This window comes from Streptomyces incanus (assembly GCF_042656345.1).
GTDB classification, from domain to species: domain Bacteria; phylum Actinomycetota; class Actinomycetes; order Streptomycetales; family Streptomycetaceae; genus Streptomyces; species Streptomyces incanus.
Window position 1 is genome coordinate 107470 of sequence record NZ_JBHSPC010000095.1, and the last position, 15314, is coordinate 122783.

Consider the following 15314-nt stretch of genomic DNA (forward strand, 5'->3'; position numbering starts at 1 on the left):
TCCCGTCCACCCTCGGTCCCCTCTCACCATCTGCCGCCTTCACCGGTTCAACGGCCGCTCGTTCATGGGCTGATCGCCCAGCGGCCGCTCTTCCGCGAGCCGACCTCCCACGAACCGCCCACTCACAGTCCGCCACCGTCGCCGGTGTTCCGGAGCAGTTCCCGCAGCCGCTCCCACCCCCGCTCGGGGACGAACGCGTCGGGGCTCCAGCGCAGCGCGGGCACCGTCCGCACCAGCCCCGACGGGTCCCGTTCCAGCACGTGCACCTCAGCGATCCGTCGTCGGCCGGTCCGGTCACGGACGAGGTGCAGCACCACGGACAGGGCGGCCGCCAGCTGGCTGTGCAGCCCGAAACGGTCGAGCCCGGCCGCCGTGCCGAGCGCTTCCAGCCGAGCGGGTACGTCTGCGGCGGCATTGGCGTGGACGGTCCCGGCGCCTTCGTGTCCGGTGTTGAGGGCTGCCAGCAGATGGACCACCTCGGGGCCGCGCACCTCACCCACGACCAGCAGGTCCGGCCGCATCCGCAGCGCCTGGCGCACCAGGTCCTCGAGCGTGACGAGCCCGGCACCCTCCTGGTTCGCGGGCCGGGTCTCCAGGCGTACGACGTGCGGATGGTCGGGCCGCAGTTCGGCCGAGTCCTCGGCGAGGACGATCCGCTCGCCCGGACCGACCAGCCCCAGCAATGCACTGAGCAAGGTCGTCTTGCCGGTCCCGGTGCCGCCGCTGACCAGGAAGGACAGCCGCGCGTCGAGCAGCGCGCGCAGGATCCGGTCGCCGCCCGGCGGCACCGTTCCCGCCGCCGTCAGTTCGTCCAGGGTGAAGGCGCGGGGCCGTACGACGCGCAGCGACAGGCAGGTGCAGCCGACGGCCACCGGGGGCAGCACGGCGTGCAGCCGCGTCCCGTCGGTCAGCCGCGCGTCGACCCAGGGCCGGGCGTCGTCCAGGCGCCGGCCGGCCACGGCGGCGAGCCGCTGGGCGAGCCTGCGTACGGCCACCGCGTCCGGGAAGGAGACGCCCGTCAGCTCCAGTCCGCCGCCCCGGTCCACCCAGACCCTGTCGGGTGCCGACACGAGCACGTCGGTGACCGAGCGGTCGGCGAGCAGCGGGTCCAGCGGGCCGCTGCCGATCAGTTCGGACCGCAACTGTTCCGCGGCACCCAGCACTTCGGCGGCGCCGAGCACCCGTCCCTGCTCCCGCAGGGCCTGCGCCACCCGCGCGGGCGTCGGTTCGGAGCCGCTCTCCGCGAGCCACCGCCGTACCCCGTCGAGCAGTCCGGCAGGCATTCCGGGCCCGCCCCCCGACGTGCTCTCCGGCGTACCGGACATCTCTCCCGCCACCGGCGCCCCGGCCCCGCTCCCCACCGCCCCTGCGCTACGGGAGCCCGCGGCAGCCACACCGCCACCTCCGACCCCCATCGGAGCCATGACCCCGAACCCCGCCGGCGGCACCCCACACGTCTCCACGGGCACCACGCCCTCCCGGCCGCCCACCGGCATCCCGTGCGGCCCCTTCGTCCTCTGACGCCCTCCGCTGTTCATGCGGCCCTCGTCTCCACCAGCGCCCGCTCCCAGAACTCCTTGCAGAACCGGGCCAACGGGCTCCGGCCGGACGCCCCGGGCGGCCGTCCCGAGCCGGGCGGGTGCTGCAGGCCGGGCTCGACGGGTACGTCGCCGACGAGGGGCAGTCCGAGCAGCCGGGCCACCTCGCGGTCGTCGAGACCGGGTGCGTACGGTCCGCGCACCGCCACCCGCAGGTCGCGCAGGACCATGCCGACGGCGGAGGCGACGCGTCCGGCCGCCGCGACGGCGCGCAGCTCGGCGGGGACCACCAAGAGCCCGAGGTCGAGTTGCGCGAGGATCTCGGCCACCCCGGTGTCGACGCGCCGCGGCAGGTCCACCACGACCGTGCCGCCCCCGCGCCGGGCCGCGGCGAGCACCGCGCGTACGGCCTGCGGCGGTACGGTGACGCAGTCGCCGCGGTCCCAGCTGAGCACTCGCAGGGAGTGCAGTTCGGGCAGTGACTCCTCCAGGGCGCCGCCGCCGACCCGTCCCCGTGAGGCGGCGAAAGCGGGCCAGCGCAGCCCTTCCGCCGTTTCGCCGCCGAGGACCACGTCGAGTCCGCCGCCCAGTGGATCCGCGTCCACCAGGAGAGTGCGCAGCCCCTCACGCGCCGAAGTGACGGCGAGCGCGCACGCGAGCGTGGAGGCGCCGGCTCCGCCCCGGCCGCCGAGGACACCGACGGTCAGGGCCGGCCGGCCGACGCCCTCGGCCACATCGGCGATGCGGTCGACCAGCCATTGCTCGCCGTCGGGCAGCATCAGCACATGGTCGGCGCCGATCTCGACGGCCCGGCGCCAGACGCCGGAGTCGTCCTGGTCGCGGCCGACCAGCACCACTCCGCGCCGCCGCGCGGCACCGCGCACGCGCCGCGCGGCATCGTCACCGACGAGGACGAGCGGTGCGGCCTCCCAACTTCCCCGCCGTTCCGGCACCCCGTGATGGACCTCCGGGGTGGCACCGGCCGCCGCGCACAGGCGCAGCAGGTCGTCGAGAAGCCCGGCGTCCTCGGTGATGATCAGCGGTCCGCCCTGCCTGCCTCCTCCGGCGGCGGGCGGCGGATCGTGTGTGACGGTTCCTGCCATTTCCTTCCCCCTTCGCTGCATCTCGCGGTGCCTCTGCGGCCCCGCGATTCCCAAACGTGCGAGAACCGGCAAGCGGCCTCGATATGAACGGCCGACAGAAACCGGCCGTACGCGACTCGACAAACGGAACGGGTGGTGAACCCGCCGTGAGCGGGATGCGTTGGAATCACGGTGCAGCGATCCGGAGAATCGTGTGGATCTTGGTCAAAAACTGTGGACAGGTCGACGCTTGTGAATATCGCCGTCACCCACATCGGTGAGCCTCGGGCAGCCCATGCGTGAATCCCGCAGAGCAGCCTCATGACTACACGGAGTCATAAGGCATGCGCATGACAATTCAGTCGGGACCCGGCCGACAAGCGGCGCCTCGGCCGTGCCGAGAAGAAGAGAAAACCCACCCGGACATGCGACGACCCCCGCCGGGGGGGAGAGCGGGGGTCGTCCCCACGGCCGACTCGGGGGGGGAGGAGCCGGACCGGGTTCGCACGGTCGCGAACGATCCGTGACTTCCATGGTGTACCCGAGAGCCCTCTCAGGCAAACCCACGCGCCATACTTTACGCCGAATGGGCTGCACCTATGCTCAGGGGCGTGGAAAACCACTCACTGCCCCGCGCAGCCGCCTTCTTCGATCTGGACAAGACGGTCATTGCGAAGTCGAGCACGCTCACGTTCAGCAAGTCGTTCTACCAAGGCGGCCTGATCAACCGCAGGGCAGTCCTGCGTACCGCATATACCCAGTTCGTCTTCCTGGCCGGCGGTGCCGACCACGACCAGATGGAGCGGATGCGCAAGTACCTGTCCGCACTGTGCCGCGGCTGGAACGTCCAACAGGTCAAGGAGATCGTCGCCGAGACCCTGCACGACCTGATCGACCCGATCATCTACGACGAGGCCGCCACCCTCATCGAGCAGCATCACACCGCCGGCCGAGACGTGGTGATCGTGTCCACCTCGGGCGCCGAGGTGGTCGAGCCGATCGGCGAGCTGCTGGGTGCGGACCGGGTCGTCGCCACCCGCATGGTCGTGGGTGACGACGGGTGCTTCACCGGAGATGTGGAGTACTACGCGTACGGCCCGACGAAGGCCGAGGCGATCAGGGAGCTGGCCGAGTCGGAGGGCTACGACCTCGCCCGCTGCTACGCCTACAGCGACTCGGTGACCGATCTGCCGATGCTGGAGTCCGTGGGCCGCCCGCACGCCGTGAACCCGGACCGGGCACTGCGCCGCGAAGCCGTCGCACGCGAGTGGCCGATCCTGGACTTCCACCGGCCCGTCCGGCTCAAGCAGCGCCTCCCCGCGCTCTCCGTTCCGCCTCGCCCGGCCCTGGTGGCGGCTGCCGCCATAGGAGCCGCCGCGGCCACCGCGGGCCTGGTCTGGTACACCAGCCGACGCCGCGCGACGGTGGCCTGACCGGCCACCGCGAAGGCGCACCGACCGGGCCGGCTCCCGTCCGGCACACCGGCGTCCGATTGGTGCGCCTTTGAGCGTAAAAGTAAAGAAGTGGGCCCCCCACTTCCGCTTGCTTGGAACCTGGAGTACAAAGGATTCAGCGGCCCGCGAGACCAAGGACATCCGAGAGGATCACCTTCACAACGCATTTGGCCCCACGGACCGAGCATGGCCACAGGGCACCCACGCGACGTCGACCCGTCGATTACGGGCCAGCCGCACCAGGGACGGGCAGAGTTCCCGACCTGATGGGCATATATCGAGGACGCTTGGTAACCAGGTGGACGTGCCAGCGGCGGTACGAGAAATTCGTACCGCCGCATTTCTGCGCGAATGCCACGCAAACGTCTCTTATCGCTGTGCCGCCTTCGCGTTTCCACTCCACGCGCAGGCCGGCCCCACGCGCGCGTTACGCCGCCCCGCGCTGCAGTGCCTCGCACACCGCCATGGACTCACGCGCCCCCAACTCGACCGCCCGTCCGCAATGGGCGATCCAGGCGGCCACGCCCTCGGGGGTGCCGGAGACGTATCCCTCCAGAGCCGTCAGATAGGCCTCGCGGCCCAGTTCGGCATGGCCGGCCTCGGCAGGGCAGACCGACTTCGGGTCCAGCCCGCTGCCGACCAGCACGATGCGCTCGGCCGTACGTGCGAGAAGGCCGTTGCAGGAGGTGAAGGGGCGCAGCGCGAGCAGCTCGCCGTGTACGACGGCGGCCGTGACCAGCGCCGGGGCGGAACCGCCCGCGACGATCAGCTCGGTCAGGCCCTCCAGCCTGCCGTGCGCCTCCGCCGCACCGGGTAGCGGGAGGCCGACCAAGGGCTCGTCGACCGGCTCGCCCTCCTTGCGGGGCCGCCCGACCTGGTCGGCGCGGTCGGCCGCCGCCACCAGGTGCAGCCGGGCGAGCACCCTCAGCGGCGACTGCCGCCAGATGGTCAGCAGCTGGCCCGCCTCGGCGGACAGCCGCAGCGCGGCACCCATCGTGCGTGCCTCGTCGTCGGTGCCGAAGTCGCTGCGCCTGCGCACCTCCTCCAGCGCCCAGTCCGCGCCGGACAGCGCTGCCGAGCCGCGGGCGCCACGCAGCGCCGCTTCGGAGGTGATCTCGTTGCTGCGCCGCCGCATGACCCGGTGTCCGTAGACCCGGTCCACGGCCTTGCGCACGGATTCCACGGAGTCGGCCACACCGGGCAGCGAGCCCAGGGCCACGAGCGGATCGGCGGTCGCCCCTGTCGTACTCATGAGTACGACATTACGCACTTCCGGCGCCCACTCCTCGAAGGAGTGGCCTTCTTCACGCCGGATCGCCGCTCGCGGCCACGGTGCAGGCCGCCGCTCACCCCTTGGCCGCGGGCACCCCGGGCACGCCCTTGGGGGCCGGAGCGGGCTTGGCGGACAAGAAGGACTTCCAGCCCCCCTTCGGGCTCTCGCCCACATCCAGGGTGCGCAGCTTCTCCAGGGTCTGCGGGTCCTGGGCATCCAGCCAGTCCGCGAGCTGCCGGAAGGAGACACAGCGCACCTCGGGCTTGGCGCACACCGCCTCAACGGTCTCCTCGACGGCACGCATGTAGGTGCCGCCGTTCCAGGACTCGAAGTGGTTGCCGATGATCAGGGGTGCCCGGTTGCCGTCGTAGGCCCGCTGGAAGCCCGCGACCAGGCCGTCCCGCATCTGGTCGCCCCACAGTTCGTGCTTCGCGGGATCGCCCTGGGTGGTGGTGCCGGACTGGTTGACCATGAAGTTGTAGTCCATGGTGAGCTGCTCGAAGGAGTGCCCGGGGAAGGGGACGAGCTGCAGCGACAGATCCCACAGCCCCTGCTCCCTCTTCGGCCACACCTGGTTGTTGACTCCGCTGGTGTCGTAGCGGAAGCCCAGCTCGCTCGCCGCCTTCATGAAGTTCTCCTGGCCCTCCAGGCAGGGGGTGCGGGCGCCGATGAGCTCCTTGTCGTAGTCGAAGGGCAGCGGGGCCTCGTTCTTCAGGCCGGCGTGTGTCTTCCATGCCTTCACGAACCACTTGGCCTGGGCGATCTCGTCCTTCCACTCCGCCACCGACCACTCGCCGACCCCGCCGTCGGCGCCACAGAAGTGGCCGTTGAAGTGGGTGCCGATCTCGTTGCCCTCCAACCACGCCGAGCGCAGTTGCTCCACCGTGGCGGCGATGCCCTCCGCGTCGTTGAAGCCGATGTCGGACCGGCCCGGCGAGTGCTGCGGCGGTCGGTACAGGTCGCGCTTCTCCTCCGGAAGCATGTACACGCCGCTCAGGAAGTACGTCATGGTCGCGTTGTTCTCCTGGGCGACCTTGCGGAAGTGGGAGAAGAGCTTCTGGCTGTCCTCACCCGCGCCGTCCCACGAGAAGACGACGAACTGCGGGGGCCTCTCGCCCGGCTTCAGCCGCTCGGGCTTGATCAGGTGCGGCTGCGTCCCGGTGTACGCGGTGGAGCCGTCGCCGATCAGTCGGACCGCCCTTTCCGGTGCCTGCGCCGGCTTCGCCCTCTCGGGGCCGTGCAATTCCCTCCTGGAGCCGTCGGTGCCGGTTCCGCAGCCGGCGAGCGAGGCGGCGCAGACCGCGGTGATCACGGCGCCCACGGCGCCCACGGCGATCCTTCGGGTGGCGACCATGTCCGCCCACCTTCTTCCTTCTCTCGGGCCAACCCTGGCGGGGGATGCCTGGTGCTGCGCCGGCCCGCGCCGGCAACGCCGCCAAAGTCGCATGGGACCGAGAAGGAATTAGTACGACAAGCCGATTAAATGCCCTCTTCACCTTTGAAGGTGATTCGTTGCCCCGTTTGCCGGGAAAGTCCATGCCTACCCTTTACTCTGAATTACGATTCGTTTACTGATAGTTGGGATCCCATGTCGTCGAGACACCTCCTCGCCTTGACCGGTCCCGCCCGCGCTTGCTCCCGCGCTTGATCCCGCCGTTACCAGACCTCGCAGTAGCCACACTCGCCGTTGCCGGATCCCGCCGTTCTGACGCCGTGCCCCACGGCCGCGTCCACCCCCGCCGTCGAGCGACTCACCCCCTTTCCACGACCGCGCAGCCCCGGAGGAGACGGGAAGCATGCCAGCCTGTGTTCCCACCCGTACCACCGACTCGAACCGGCCCGAGCGCGCCCATCCGCCGCACAGTCCGCCGCCGGCCCGGCACCGCCGCCCGCGCATCGCGGGCGCGGATCTGTCAGCCGCCGTCGCGGTCTCCCTGATCGCCCTGCCCCTGCCCCTGCCCCTCGGCATCGCCCTCGCCACCGGCGCGCCGCTCCAGGCCGGCCTGGTCGCCGCCGCCGCGGGCGGGATCGTCGCCGGACGGATCGACGGCTCTCCGCTCCAGGTCACCGACCCGGCCGCGCTGGTCACCTCGATGATCACCTCCAGTGGCCCGGGCGACCTGTTCGTGGTCCGCAACGTCGGCAACCTCGTGCCACCGCCCGGCGAGGAGAGCGGTGACGACTCGGTGGCGGCCGCCCTCGAGTACGCCGTGGAGGTGCTGGCGGTGCGCTCCATCACGGTGTGCGGGCACTCGGGCTGCGGTGCGATGCAGGCGCTGCTCGACCCCCAGCCGGACGGCAGCCCGAGTGCCCGCACACCGCTGAGACGGTGGCTGCGGCACGGGCTGCCGAGTCTGAAGCGCGTGCGGGACGGGAGCGGACCCTGGGTGCGACTGGCCGGGCGGGCGCCGGCCGACACGGCCGAGCAGCTCTGCCTGGCCAACGTCGTCCAGCAGTTGGAGCACCTGCGCGCCCACGAATCGGTGGCCCGCGCCCTGAAGGACGAGTTCCTGACGCTCCATGGCCTCTACTTCCACGTGGGGGAGGCGCAGGCGTATCTCCTCACCAAGGCGGCCGGAGAGTGGGTGTTCGACCGGGTACGGGCCGAGGACCCGACGCTGTGAAAACCCGCCCTCCGGGCATACGAGGCATTGCCGAGGGTGAACCGCGCACCACCGGCGTCCGTGGGTAGGGATGACCCCTGGCCACGGAAGCAGCCGGCCAACCTCAAAAGGTCTAAACCACTTTGCCGGCGACCCTTGTCAGCACACCCCTGGGTCTGATGAGCTGTGGCCTGGGACACAACGGACACTCCGGGAAAGGCAGATGCCGTGAGCAACGAAAGCCTGGCCAACCTGCTTAAGGAAGAGCGCAGGTTCACACCCCCCGCCGACCTGGCCGCCCACGCCAACGTCACCGCGGAGGCGTACGAACAGGCCAAGGCTGACAGGCTCGGTTTCTGGGCCGAGCAGGCCCGCCGACTGACCTGGGCCAAGGAGCCCACCGAGACCCTCGACTGGTCGAACCCGCCGTTCGCCAAGTGGTTCAAGGACGGCGAGCTCAACGTCGCCTACAACTGTGTGGACCGGCATGTCGAGGCCGGGCACGGCGACCGGGTCGCCATCCACTTCGAGGGCGAGCCCGGCGACAGCCGCGCGATCACCTATGCCCAGCTCAAGGACGAGGTCTCCCAGGCCGCCAACGCCCTGCTGGAGCTGGGGGTCCAAAAGGGCGACCGGGTCGCCGTCTACCTCCCGATGATCCCCGAGGCCGCGATCGCGATGCTGGCCTGCGCCCGGATCGGCGCCGCGCACTCCGTCGTCTTCGGCGGCTTCTCGGCGGACGCACTCGCGACCCGCATCCAGGACGCCGACGCCAAGGTCGTCATCACCGCCGACGGCGGCTACCGGCGCGGCAAGCCCTCCGCGCTCAAGCCCGCCGTGGACGAGGCGGCCGGCCGCGTCGACAACGTGCAGCATGTCCTCGTCGTCCGCCGCACCGGCCAGGACGTCGCCTGGACCGAGGGCCGCGACGTGTGGTGGCACGACCTCGTGGGGGGCCAGAGCACCGAGCACACCCCTGAGGCGTTCGAGGCCGAGCAGCCGCTGTTCATCCTCTACACCTCCGGCACCACGGGTAAGCCGAAGGGCATCCTGCACACCTCCGGCGGTTACCTCACCCAGACGGCGTACACCCACTGGTCGGTCTTCGACCTCAAGCCGGAGACGGACGTGTTCTGGTGCACGGCCGACGTCGGCTGGGTCACCGGGCACTCGTACATCGTCTACGGGCCACTCGCCAACGGCGCGACCCAGGTCATGTACGAGGGCACGCCCGACACCCCGCACCAGGGCCGCTTCTGGGAGATCGTGCAGAAGTACGGCGTGACGATCCTCTACACGGCGCCCACCGCGATCCGGACGTTCATGAAGTGGGGCGACGACATCCCCGCGAAGTTCGACCTGTCCTCGCTGCGGGTCCTCGGCTCCGTCGGCGAGCCGATCAACCCCGAGGCCTGGATCTGGTACCGCAAGAACATCGGCGCGGACCGCACCCCCGTGGTGGACACCTGGTGGCAGACCGAGACCGGCGGGATCATGATCTCGCCGCTGCCGGGCGTGACCGCCGCCAAGCCGGGCTCCGCCCAGACCCCGCTGCCCGGCATCGCCGCGACCGTCGTCGACGACGAGGCGAGCGAGGTACCGAACGGCGGCGGAGGCTACCTGGTCCTCACCGAGCCGTGGCCGTCGATGCTGCGCACCATCTGGGGCGACGACCAGCGGTTCCTCGACACGTACTGGTCCCGCTTCGAGGGCAAGTACTTCGCGGGTGACGGTGCCAAGAAGGACGACGACGGCGACATCTGGCTGCTCGGCCGGGTCGACGACGTGATGCTGGTCTCCGGGCACAACATCTCCACCACCGAGGTGGAGTCGGCGCTCGTCTCCCACCCGTCGGTCGCCGAGGCGGCCGTGGTCGGCGCGACGGACGAGACGACCGGGCAGGCCATCGTCGCCTTCGTGATCCTGCGCGGTACGGCCGCGGAGACCGAGGACCTGGTCGCCGAGCTGCGCAACCACGTGGGTTCCACGCTGGGCCCGATCGCCAAGCCCAAGCGGATCCTGCCGGTGAACGAGCTGCCGAAGACCCGCTCCGGCAAGATCATGCGCCGCCTGCTGCGGGACGTCGCGGAGAACCGTGAGCTGGGGGACGTCACGACGCTGACCGACTCGGCGGTAATGGATCTGATCCAGGCGAAGCTGCCCCAGTCGTCCAGCGAGGACTGAACCGAGGACCGACTCGAAGAGGGTCCCTGGTTTCTCCCCTGGGACCCACCGGTCACGGCCCGCCCACGGGCCGCGGAGGCACCCGGCGTCGCACGCGCGCCGGGTGCCTCCGTGACGTCCGTCATCGAGAGCTCTTCGTGCGGTGTCGGAGCACGTTGGCTACAGTGACCACGAAGGGTGGCCACAGCAGGCCATCCCCCACACAGTTGTCTCATGGAGCGCCGGGAAGTCTGGTCGGCACGCGATCAGTGCTGCCCGACGACCAGAGGACCACCCGTGACCGCCCCCCGCACCCCCAGCCCGCGCAAGGCATTCGGCCGCCTCTCCCTGCCCGAGCGGACCTACGTCGCGGACGCGCTGCGCACCGAGACCATCGGCGGCATGCTGCTGCTCCTCGCCGCGATCACCGCGCTGGTCTGGGCGAACGTGCCCGCCGTGCACGACAGCTACGAGAGCGTCAGCGACTTCCACTTCGGACCCGAGGCGCTCGGCCTGAGCCTGTCCGTCGCGCACTGGGCCGCCGACGGACTGCTCGCGGTCTTCTTCTTCGTCGCCGGCATCGAGCTCAAACGCGAACTCGTCGCCGGTGATCTGCGCGATCCCCGGGCCGCCGTGCTCCCTGTCGTCGCCGCCCTGTGCGGCATGGCCGTACCGGCCCTCGTCTACACGCTCACCAGCGGCATCGGTGGCGGTTCACTGGCCGGCTGGGCCGTGCCCACCGCCACCGACATCGCCTTCGCGCTCGCCGTGCTCGCGGTCATCGGCACCTCGCTGCCGAGCGCGCTGCGCGCCTTCCTGCTGACCCTCGCCGTCGTCGACGACCTCTTCGCGATCCTGATCATCGCCGTCTTCTTCACCGCCGACCTCGATTTCCTCGCGCTCGCCGGTGCCGTGGTGGGCCTGGCCGCTTTCTGGCTGCTGCTGCGCAAGGGCGTACGCGGCTGGTACGTGTACGTGCCGCTCGCCCTGGTCGTCTGGGGCCTGATGTACAACAGCGGGATCCACGCCACCGTCGCCGGTGTCGCCATGGGCCTGATGCTGCGCTGCCACCGCCGCGAGGGTGAGGAGCAGTCCCCCGGCGAGCACATCGAGCATCTCGTCCGGCCCTTCTCGTCGGGCCTCGCGGTCCCGCTGTTCGCCCTGTTCAGCGCGGGTGTGGCGGTTTCCGGCAGCGCGCTCGCGGACGTGTTCACCGCGCCCGAGACGCTCGGTGTGGTCCTCGGTCTCGTCGTCGGCAAGACGGTCGGTATCTTCGGCGGTACGTGGCTGACCACACGCTTCACCCGGGCGTCGCTCAGCGACGACCTCGCCTGGGCGGACGTCCTGGCGGTGGCGACGCTCGCCGGGATCGGGTTCACCGTCTCCCTGCTCATCGGTGAACTCGCCTTCGGGGACGACGCGTCGATGGTGGACAGCGTCAAGGCCGCCGTCCTGACCGGATCGCTGATCGCCACCGCCATCGCCATCGTGCTGCTGAGGATCAGGAACGCCAAGTACCGCAAACTGACCGAGGACGAGGAACGCGACGACGACCTCAGCGGCGTCCCGGACATCTACGAGGAGGACGACCCGGCGTACCACCTGCGCATGGCGGAGATCCACGAGCGCAAGGCCGCCGAACACCGGCAGCTCGCCCGGGAGAAGGCCGAGGGACACGGCGGGCTTGCCGAAGTACCGGACGGGGCAGGCGAGGATCACGGCGGTCCGGCATGATCTGACGGAACGGTACAAAAGTCAGGACAGCCGAAGCCAGTCCGAACCGGTCCGAACCGGTCCGAACCGGTCGGACACGCACAACCGGACACACGCGGTCGACGCAGGTGATGGGGCGGACAGGAGCCGTCAGGCGGCAGACTGATCCTTACTCAGAGGTACGCAGAGGCACGCAGGACGAAAGCAGAAGAGGGAGACCGCGATGAGCGCACCCGACGGCAGCCCGGTCGGCGCCGAACGCAGCATCGGTCAATTGTTCGCCTCGGCGACGGAGAACATGTCCGCGCTGGTGCACGACGAGATCGCACTGGCGAAAGCACAGCTCAAGCGGGATGCGCAGCGGGGCGCGACGAGCGGCGGACTGTTCACCCTGGCCGGTCTCGTACTGCTGTTCTCCCTGCCGATGCTGAGCTTCGCCCTGGCCTACGGCATTCATACCTGGAGCGACTGGAACCTCGCCGTCTGCTTCCTACTGTCATTCGCGGCGAACGTGCTGGTCGCGCTCGTCCTCGCGCTGATCGGCACCGTCTTCGCGAAGAAGGCCAAGAAGGGCCGCGGCCCGCAGAAGGTCGCCGCCTCGATGAAGGACACGGCGGTCGTGCTGCAGAAGGCCAAGCCGCACCCGCGTCCGGAGCTCCCCAAGGAGAGGGTCCCCGAGGCGATCGAAGCTGTGACACGCTCGTCCTCATGACGGACCCCGCCACTCCTTCGGCGCAACCACTCTCGGCCGTACGCCTCGACATCCCGGGCGGTGCCGAGGTGACCCACCGGGACGTCGCCGCCAACGGCGCGCGTTTCCACGTCGCCGAGGCCGGCGACGGGCCGCTGGTGCTGCTGCTGCACGGCTTCCCGCAGTTCTGGTGGACCTGGCGGCACCAGCTGTCGGCGCTCGCCGACGCCGGGTTCCGCGCGGTCGCCATGGACCTGCGGGGCGTCGGCGGCAGCGACCGCACACCGCGCGGCTACGACCCGGCCAACCTGGCGCTGGACATCACCGGTGTGATCCGTTCCCTCGGCGAGCCGGACGCCGCGCTGGTCGGGCACGACCTGGGCGGATACCTGGCCTGGACGGCGGCGGCGATGCGCCCCAAGCTCGTACGACGGCTCGCGGTGTCGTCCATGCCGCATCCGCGGCGCTGGCGGGCGGCCATGATCGCCGACGTCAGGCAGTCGTCCGCCATGTCTCACATCTGGGGGTTCCAGCGGCCCTGGGTCCCGGAGCGGCAGCTCACCACGGACGACGGGGCGCTGGTGGCCAAGCTGATCCAGGACTGGTCCGGGCCCCGCCGGCCCGAGGAGGAGGCGCTGGAGAACTACCGGCGGGCCATGTGCATCCCGTCCACGGCGCACTGCTCGATCGAGCCGTACCGGTGGATGGTGCGGTCCCTGGCCCGGCCGGACGGCATCCAGTTCAACCGCCGGATGAAGCGGCCGGTGCGGGTTCCGACGCTGCATCTGCACGGCTCGCTCGACCCCGTGGTGGGCATCCGCAGTGCCGCCGGGTCCGGGGAGTACGTCGAAGCGCCGTACCGCTGGCGGCTGTTCGACGGGCTCGGCCACTTCCCGCACGAGGAGGACCCGGCGGCGTTCTCCTCCGAGCTGATCAACTGGCTGAAGGACCCGGAACCCGACCGCTGACAGCCCGCCGAGCGGCTCCCGCGTCTCTTCCGCGCTCCTTCCGCTTCCCCTTCCGGTACGCAGGGCCGACCATCAGATCTGAACACCTGTCCTACGAACGGCCACTTGCCTGGCGCATAGGCCAATTGGCCCTGCGCGAGGCGGTTATCGACCATGGGTCGGGGGCAGTGGTCGAAGTATGGGCTGGACGCACGAATACAGTGACGCAGGCCGCGACCGCCGCTCGGCGGCCGGTAGGGGACCCCACCAGCAAGGCGGTGCACCACAGATGGCAGGTACGGATCTCAGGGTCGGGATTCCGCATATCCTCCGCCGCCGGGCCCGCTGGGTCTCGGTGCGGCTCCGCCACCATCACCCACGCGGCTGACGAGGGGCGTACGCCCGGCCGTGCTCCGGTGGGCCTCCTGGGGCGTGCACCCGCCCTCGCCCTCTCCATACGACCTTCTCCATACGCCCCCGCCGTACGGCCCGGTCGTAGGCCCTGTCCGTACGGCCCGGTCGTAGGCCCTGTCCGTACGGCCCGGTCGTAGGCCCTGTCCGTACGGCCCGGTCGTAGGCCCTGTCCGTACGGCCCGGTCCGTACGGCCGGTCGCACGACCGGCCGTAGCGGCCTCGCGCCGCTCAGAGTGCGCAGCTGTCGCTGTCCACCTGCTGGGTAGCGGAGCGGCCCTTGGCGATGTCCTCCTGGATCTCGTCCACGGTGAGGGCGTACCCCGTCTCGGCGTCGTCGAGGGACTTGGCGAACACCACACCGTAGACCTGGCCCTCGGGGGTCAGCAGCGGGCCGCCGGAGTTGCCCTGCCGGACCGTCGCGTACACGGAGTAGACGTCACGGCGGACTGTGCCCCGGTGGTAGATGTCCGGGCCGTTGGCCGTGATGCGCCCGCGGACCCGCGCCGACCGGACGTCGTACGCGCCGTTCTCCGGGAAGCCGGCGACGATCGCGCCGTCGTCCCTGCCCGCGTCCTCGGTGGCGAACCGCAGCGCGGGCGCCTTCAGGTTTGGGACGTCGAGGACCGCGATGTCGCGCTTCCAGTCGTAGAGGACGACCGTCGCGTCGTACTTCCTGCCCTCGCCGCCTATCTGCACGGTCGGCTCGTCGACACCGCCCACGACATGCGCGTTGGTCATCACACGGCGCTCGGAGAACACGAAGCCGGTGCCCTCGAGGACCTTGCCGCATCGCGGGGCGGTGCCCATGACCTTGACGATGGACCGCTGCGCGCGGTCGGCCACCGGGCTGCCGGCCAGGGCGGGGTCGGGGGGCCGGACATCGGTGATCGGCTCGTTCGCGAACGGGCTGAAGACCTGGGGGAAACCGTTCTGCGCGAGGACGGAGGAGAAGTCGGCGAACCAGGTGTCGGCCTGGTCGGGCAGCGCCCGGGAGACGCCGGTCAGCACCTTGGACTGGCGGACCTCCTTGCCGAGCGTCGGCAGGGTCGTTCCCGCGAGGGCCGAGCCGATCAGCCAGGCGACCAGGAGCATCGCGACGACGTTGACCAGGGCACCGCCGGTGGCGTCGAGCGCTCGGGCCGGGGACCATGTGATGTGACGGCGCAGCTTGTTTCCGAGGTGGGTGGTCAGGGCCTGGCCGACGGAGGCGCAGACTATGACGACGACGACCGCGACGACGGCGGCGGCCGTGCTGACCTCCGCGTGGTCCGTCAGGACGTCCCAGATGACGGGGAGGAGGTAGACGGCGACGAGACCGCCGCCCAGGAACCCGATCACCGACAGGATGCCGACGACGAAGCCCTGGCGGTAGCCGACGACCGCGAACCACACGGCGGCGACCAGCAACAGGATGTCCAGCACGTTCACCGCTTTTT

At 70.6% G+C, this 15314-nt stretch carries 11 protein-coding genes and 1 pseudogene; 7 read left to right on the plus strand and 5 right to left on the minus strand.

From position 1 onward, the window contains the following. Window positions 1-122: 122 nt before the first annotated feature. Both ACFP2V_RS28065 and ssd read right to left on the minus strand, forming a co-directional pair. Window positions 123-1325, minus strand: a complete 1203-nt coding sequence (locus ACFP2V_RS28065) for a TadA family conjugal transfer-associated ATPase (protein ID WP_381218093.1) — start codon at window positions 1323-1325, stop codon at window positions 123-125. Between the two features lie 209 nt (window positions 1326-1534). Continuing rightward, entirely contained in the window at window positions 1535-2641 is a 1107-nt protein-coding gene (gene ssd, locus ACFP2V_RS28070) for a septum site-determining protein Ssd (protein WP_381218095.1), read from the minus strand. Window positions 2642-3219: 578 nt separating this feature from the next. Here ssd and ACFP2V_RS28075 point away from each other — a divergent pair. Further along, window positions 3220-4053 carry an HAD family hydrolase gene (locus ACFP2V_RS28075; RefSeq protein WP_381218096.1) on the plus strand — a complete coding sequence of 278 codons (834 nt, stop codon included), beginning with the start codon at window positions 3220-3222 and terminating at the stop codon, window positions 4051-4053. Between the two features lie 448 nt (window positions 4054-4501). Here ACFP2V_RS28075 and ACFP2V_RS28080 read toward each other — a convergent pair whose 3' ends face one another. Both ACFP2V_RS28080 and ACFP2V_RS28085 read right to left on the minus strand, forming a co-directional pair. Further along, window positions 4502-5326 (minus strand): Fic family protein, encoded by an 825-nt coding sequence (locus tag ACFP2V_RS28080; RefSeq protein WP_381218097.1) that lies wholly within the window; start codon window positions 5324-5326, stop codon window positions 4502-4504. A 94-nt stretch (window positions 5327-5420) separates the two neighbouring features. Further along, window positions 5421-6701, minus strand: coding sequence for a polysaccharide deacetylase family protein (locus ACFP2V_RS28085; RefSeq protein WP_381218098.1), 1281 nt, complete (start codon window positions 6699-6701; stop codon window positions 5421-5423). Between the two features lie 727 nt (window positions 6702-7428). Between ACFP2V_RS28085 and ACFP2V_RS28090 the strand changes: the two are divergent. From ACFP2V_RS28090 to ACFP2V_RS28115, 6 genes and pseudogenes are all read left to right on the plus strand, one after another. Beyond that, window positions 7429-7971, plus strand: a pseudogene (locus ACFP2V_RS28090) (carbonic anhydrase); the annotation flags it as partial. Between the two features lie 207 nt (window positions 7972-8178). Next, the gene (gene acs, locus ACFP2V_RS28095) at window positions 8179-10134 is read left to right on the plus strand and encodes an acetate--CoA ligase (protein WP_381218099.1); all 1956 of its coding nucleotides are present in this window, start codon (window positions 8179-8181) and stop codon (window positions 10132-10134) included. Window positions 10135-10410: 276 nt separating this feature from the next. Then, window positions 10411-11847 (plus strand): Na+/H+ antiporter NhaA, encoded by a 1437-nt coding sequence (gene nhaA / locus ACFP2V_RS28100; RefSeq protein ID WP_381218100.1) that lies wholly within the window; start codon window positions 10411-10413, stop codon window positions 11845-11847. A 202-nt stretch (window positions 11848-12049) separates the two neighbouring features. Further along, a complete protein-coding gene (locus tag ACFP2V_RS28105) occupies window positions 12050-12538 on the plus strand; it encodes a phage holin family protein (RefSeq protein ID WP_381218101.1) in 489 nt (162 codons plus the stop codon). Beyond that, window positions 12535-13485 (plus strand): alpha/beta fold hydrolase, encoded by a 951-nt coding sequence (locus ACFP2V_RS28110; protein WP_381218102.1) that lies wholly within the window; start codon window positions 12535-12537, stop codon window positions 13483-13485. Before ACFP2V_RS28105 ends, ACFP2V_RS28110 begins: the two co-directional genes overlap by 4 nt. A 178-nt stretch (window positions 13486-13663) precedes the next feature. After that, window positions 13664-13852 (plus strand): hypothetical protein, encoded by a 189-nt coding sequence (locus ACFP2V_RS28115; RefSeq protein ID WP_381218103.1) that lies wholly within the window; start codon window positions 13664-13666, stop codon window positions 13850-13852. 254 nt (window positions 13853-14106) lie between these two features. Here the strand turns inward: ACFP2V_RS28115 and ACFP2V_RS28120 are convergent, their stop codons facing one another. After that, on the minus strand, window positions 14107-15306 hold the full coding sequence (locus ACFP2V_RS28120; protein ID WP_381218104.1) for a MarP family serine protease: 1200 nt from the start codon (window positions 15304-15306) through the stop codon (window positions 14107-14109). Between the last annotated feature and the right edge of the window lie 8 nt (window positions 15307-15314).

Bases quoted from the DNA above. Each gene is read 5' to 3' on its own strand.
- ACFP2V_RS28065 (WP_381218093.1), bottom strand. From the start codon at position 1,325: ATGTCCGGTACGCCGGAGAGCACGTCGGGGGGCGGGCCCGGAATGCCT.
- ssd (WP_381218095.1), bottom strand. From the start codon at position 2,641: ATGGCAGGAACCGTCACACACGATCCGCCGCCCGCCGCCGGAGGAGGC.
- ACFP2V_RS28075 (WP_381218096.1), top strand. From the start codon at position 3,220: ATGCTCAGGGGCGTGGAAAACCACTCACTGCCCCGCGCAGCCGCCTTC.
- ACFP2V_RS28080 (WP_381218097.1), bottom strand. From the start codon at position 5,326: ATGAGTACGACAGGGGCGACCGCCGATCCGCTCGTGGCCCTGGGCTCG.
- ACFP2V_RS28085 (WP_381218098.1), bottom strand. From the start codon at position 6,701: ATGGTCGCCACCCGAAGGATCGCCGTGGGCGCCGTGGGCGCCGTGATC.
- ACFP2V_RS28105 (WP_381218101.1), top strand. From the start codon at position 12,050: ATGAGCGCACCCGACGGCAGCCCGGTCGGCGCCGAACGCAGCATCGGT.
- ACFP2V_RS28110 (WP_381218102.1), top strand. From the start codon at position 12,535: ATGACGGACCCCGCCACTCCTTCGGCGCAACCACTCTCGGCCGTACGC.
- ACFP2V_RS28115 (WP_381218103.1), top strand. From the start codon at position 13,664: ATGGGCTGGACGCACGAATACAGTGACGCAGGCCGCGACCGCCGCTCG.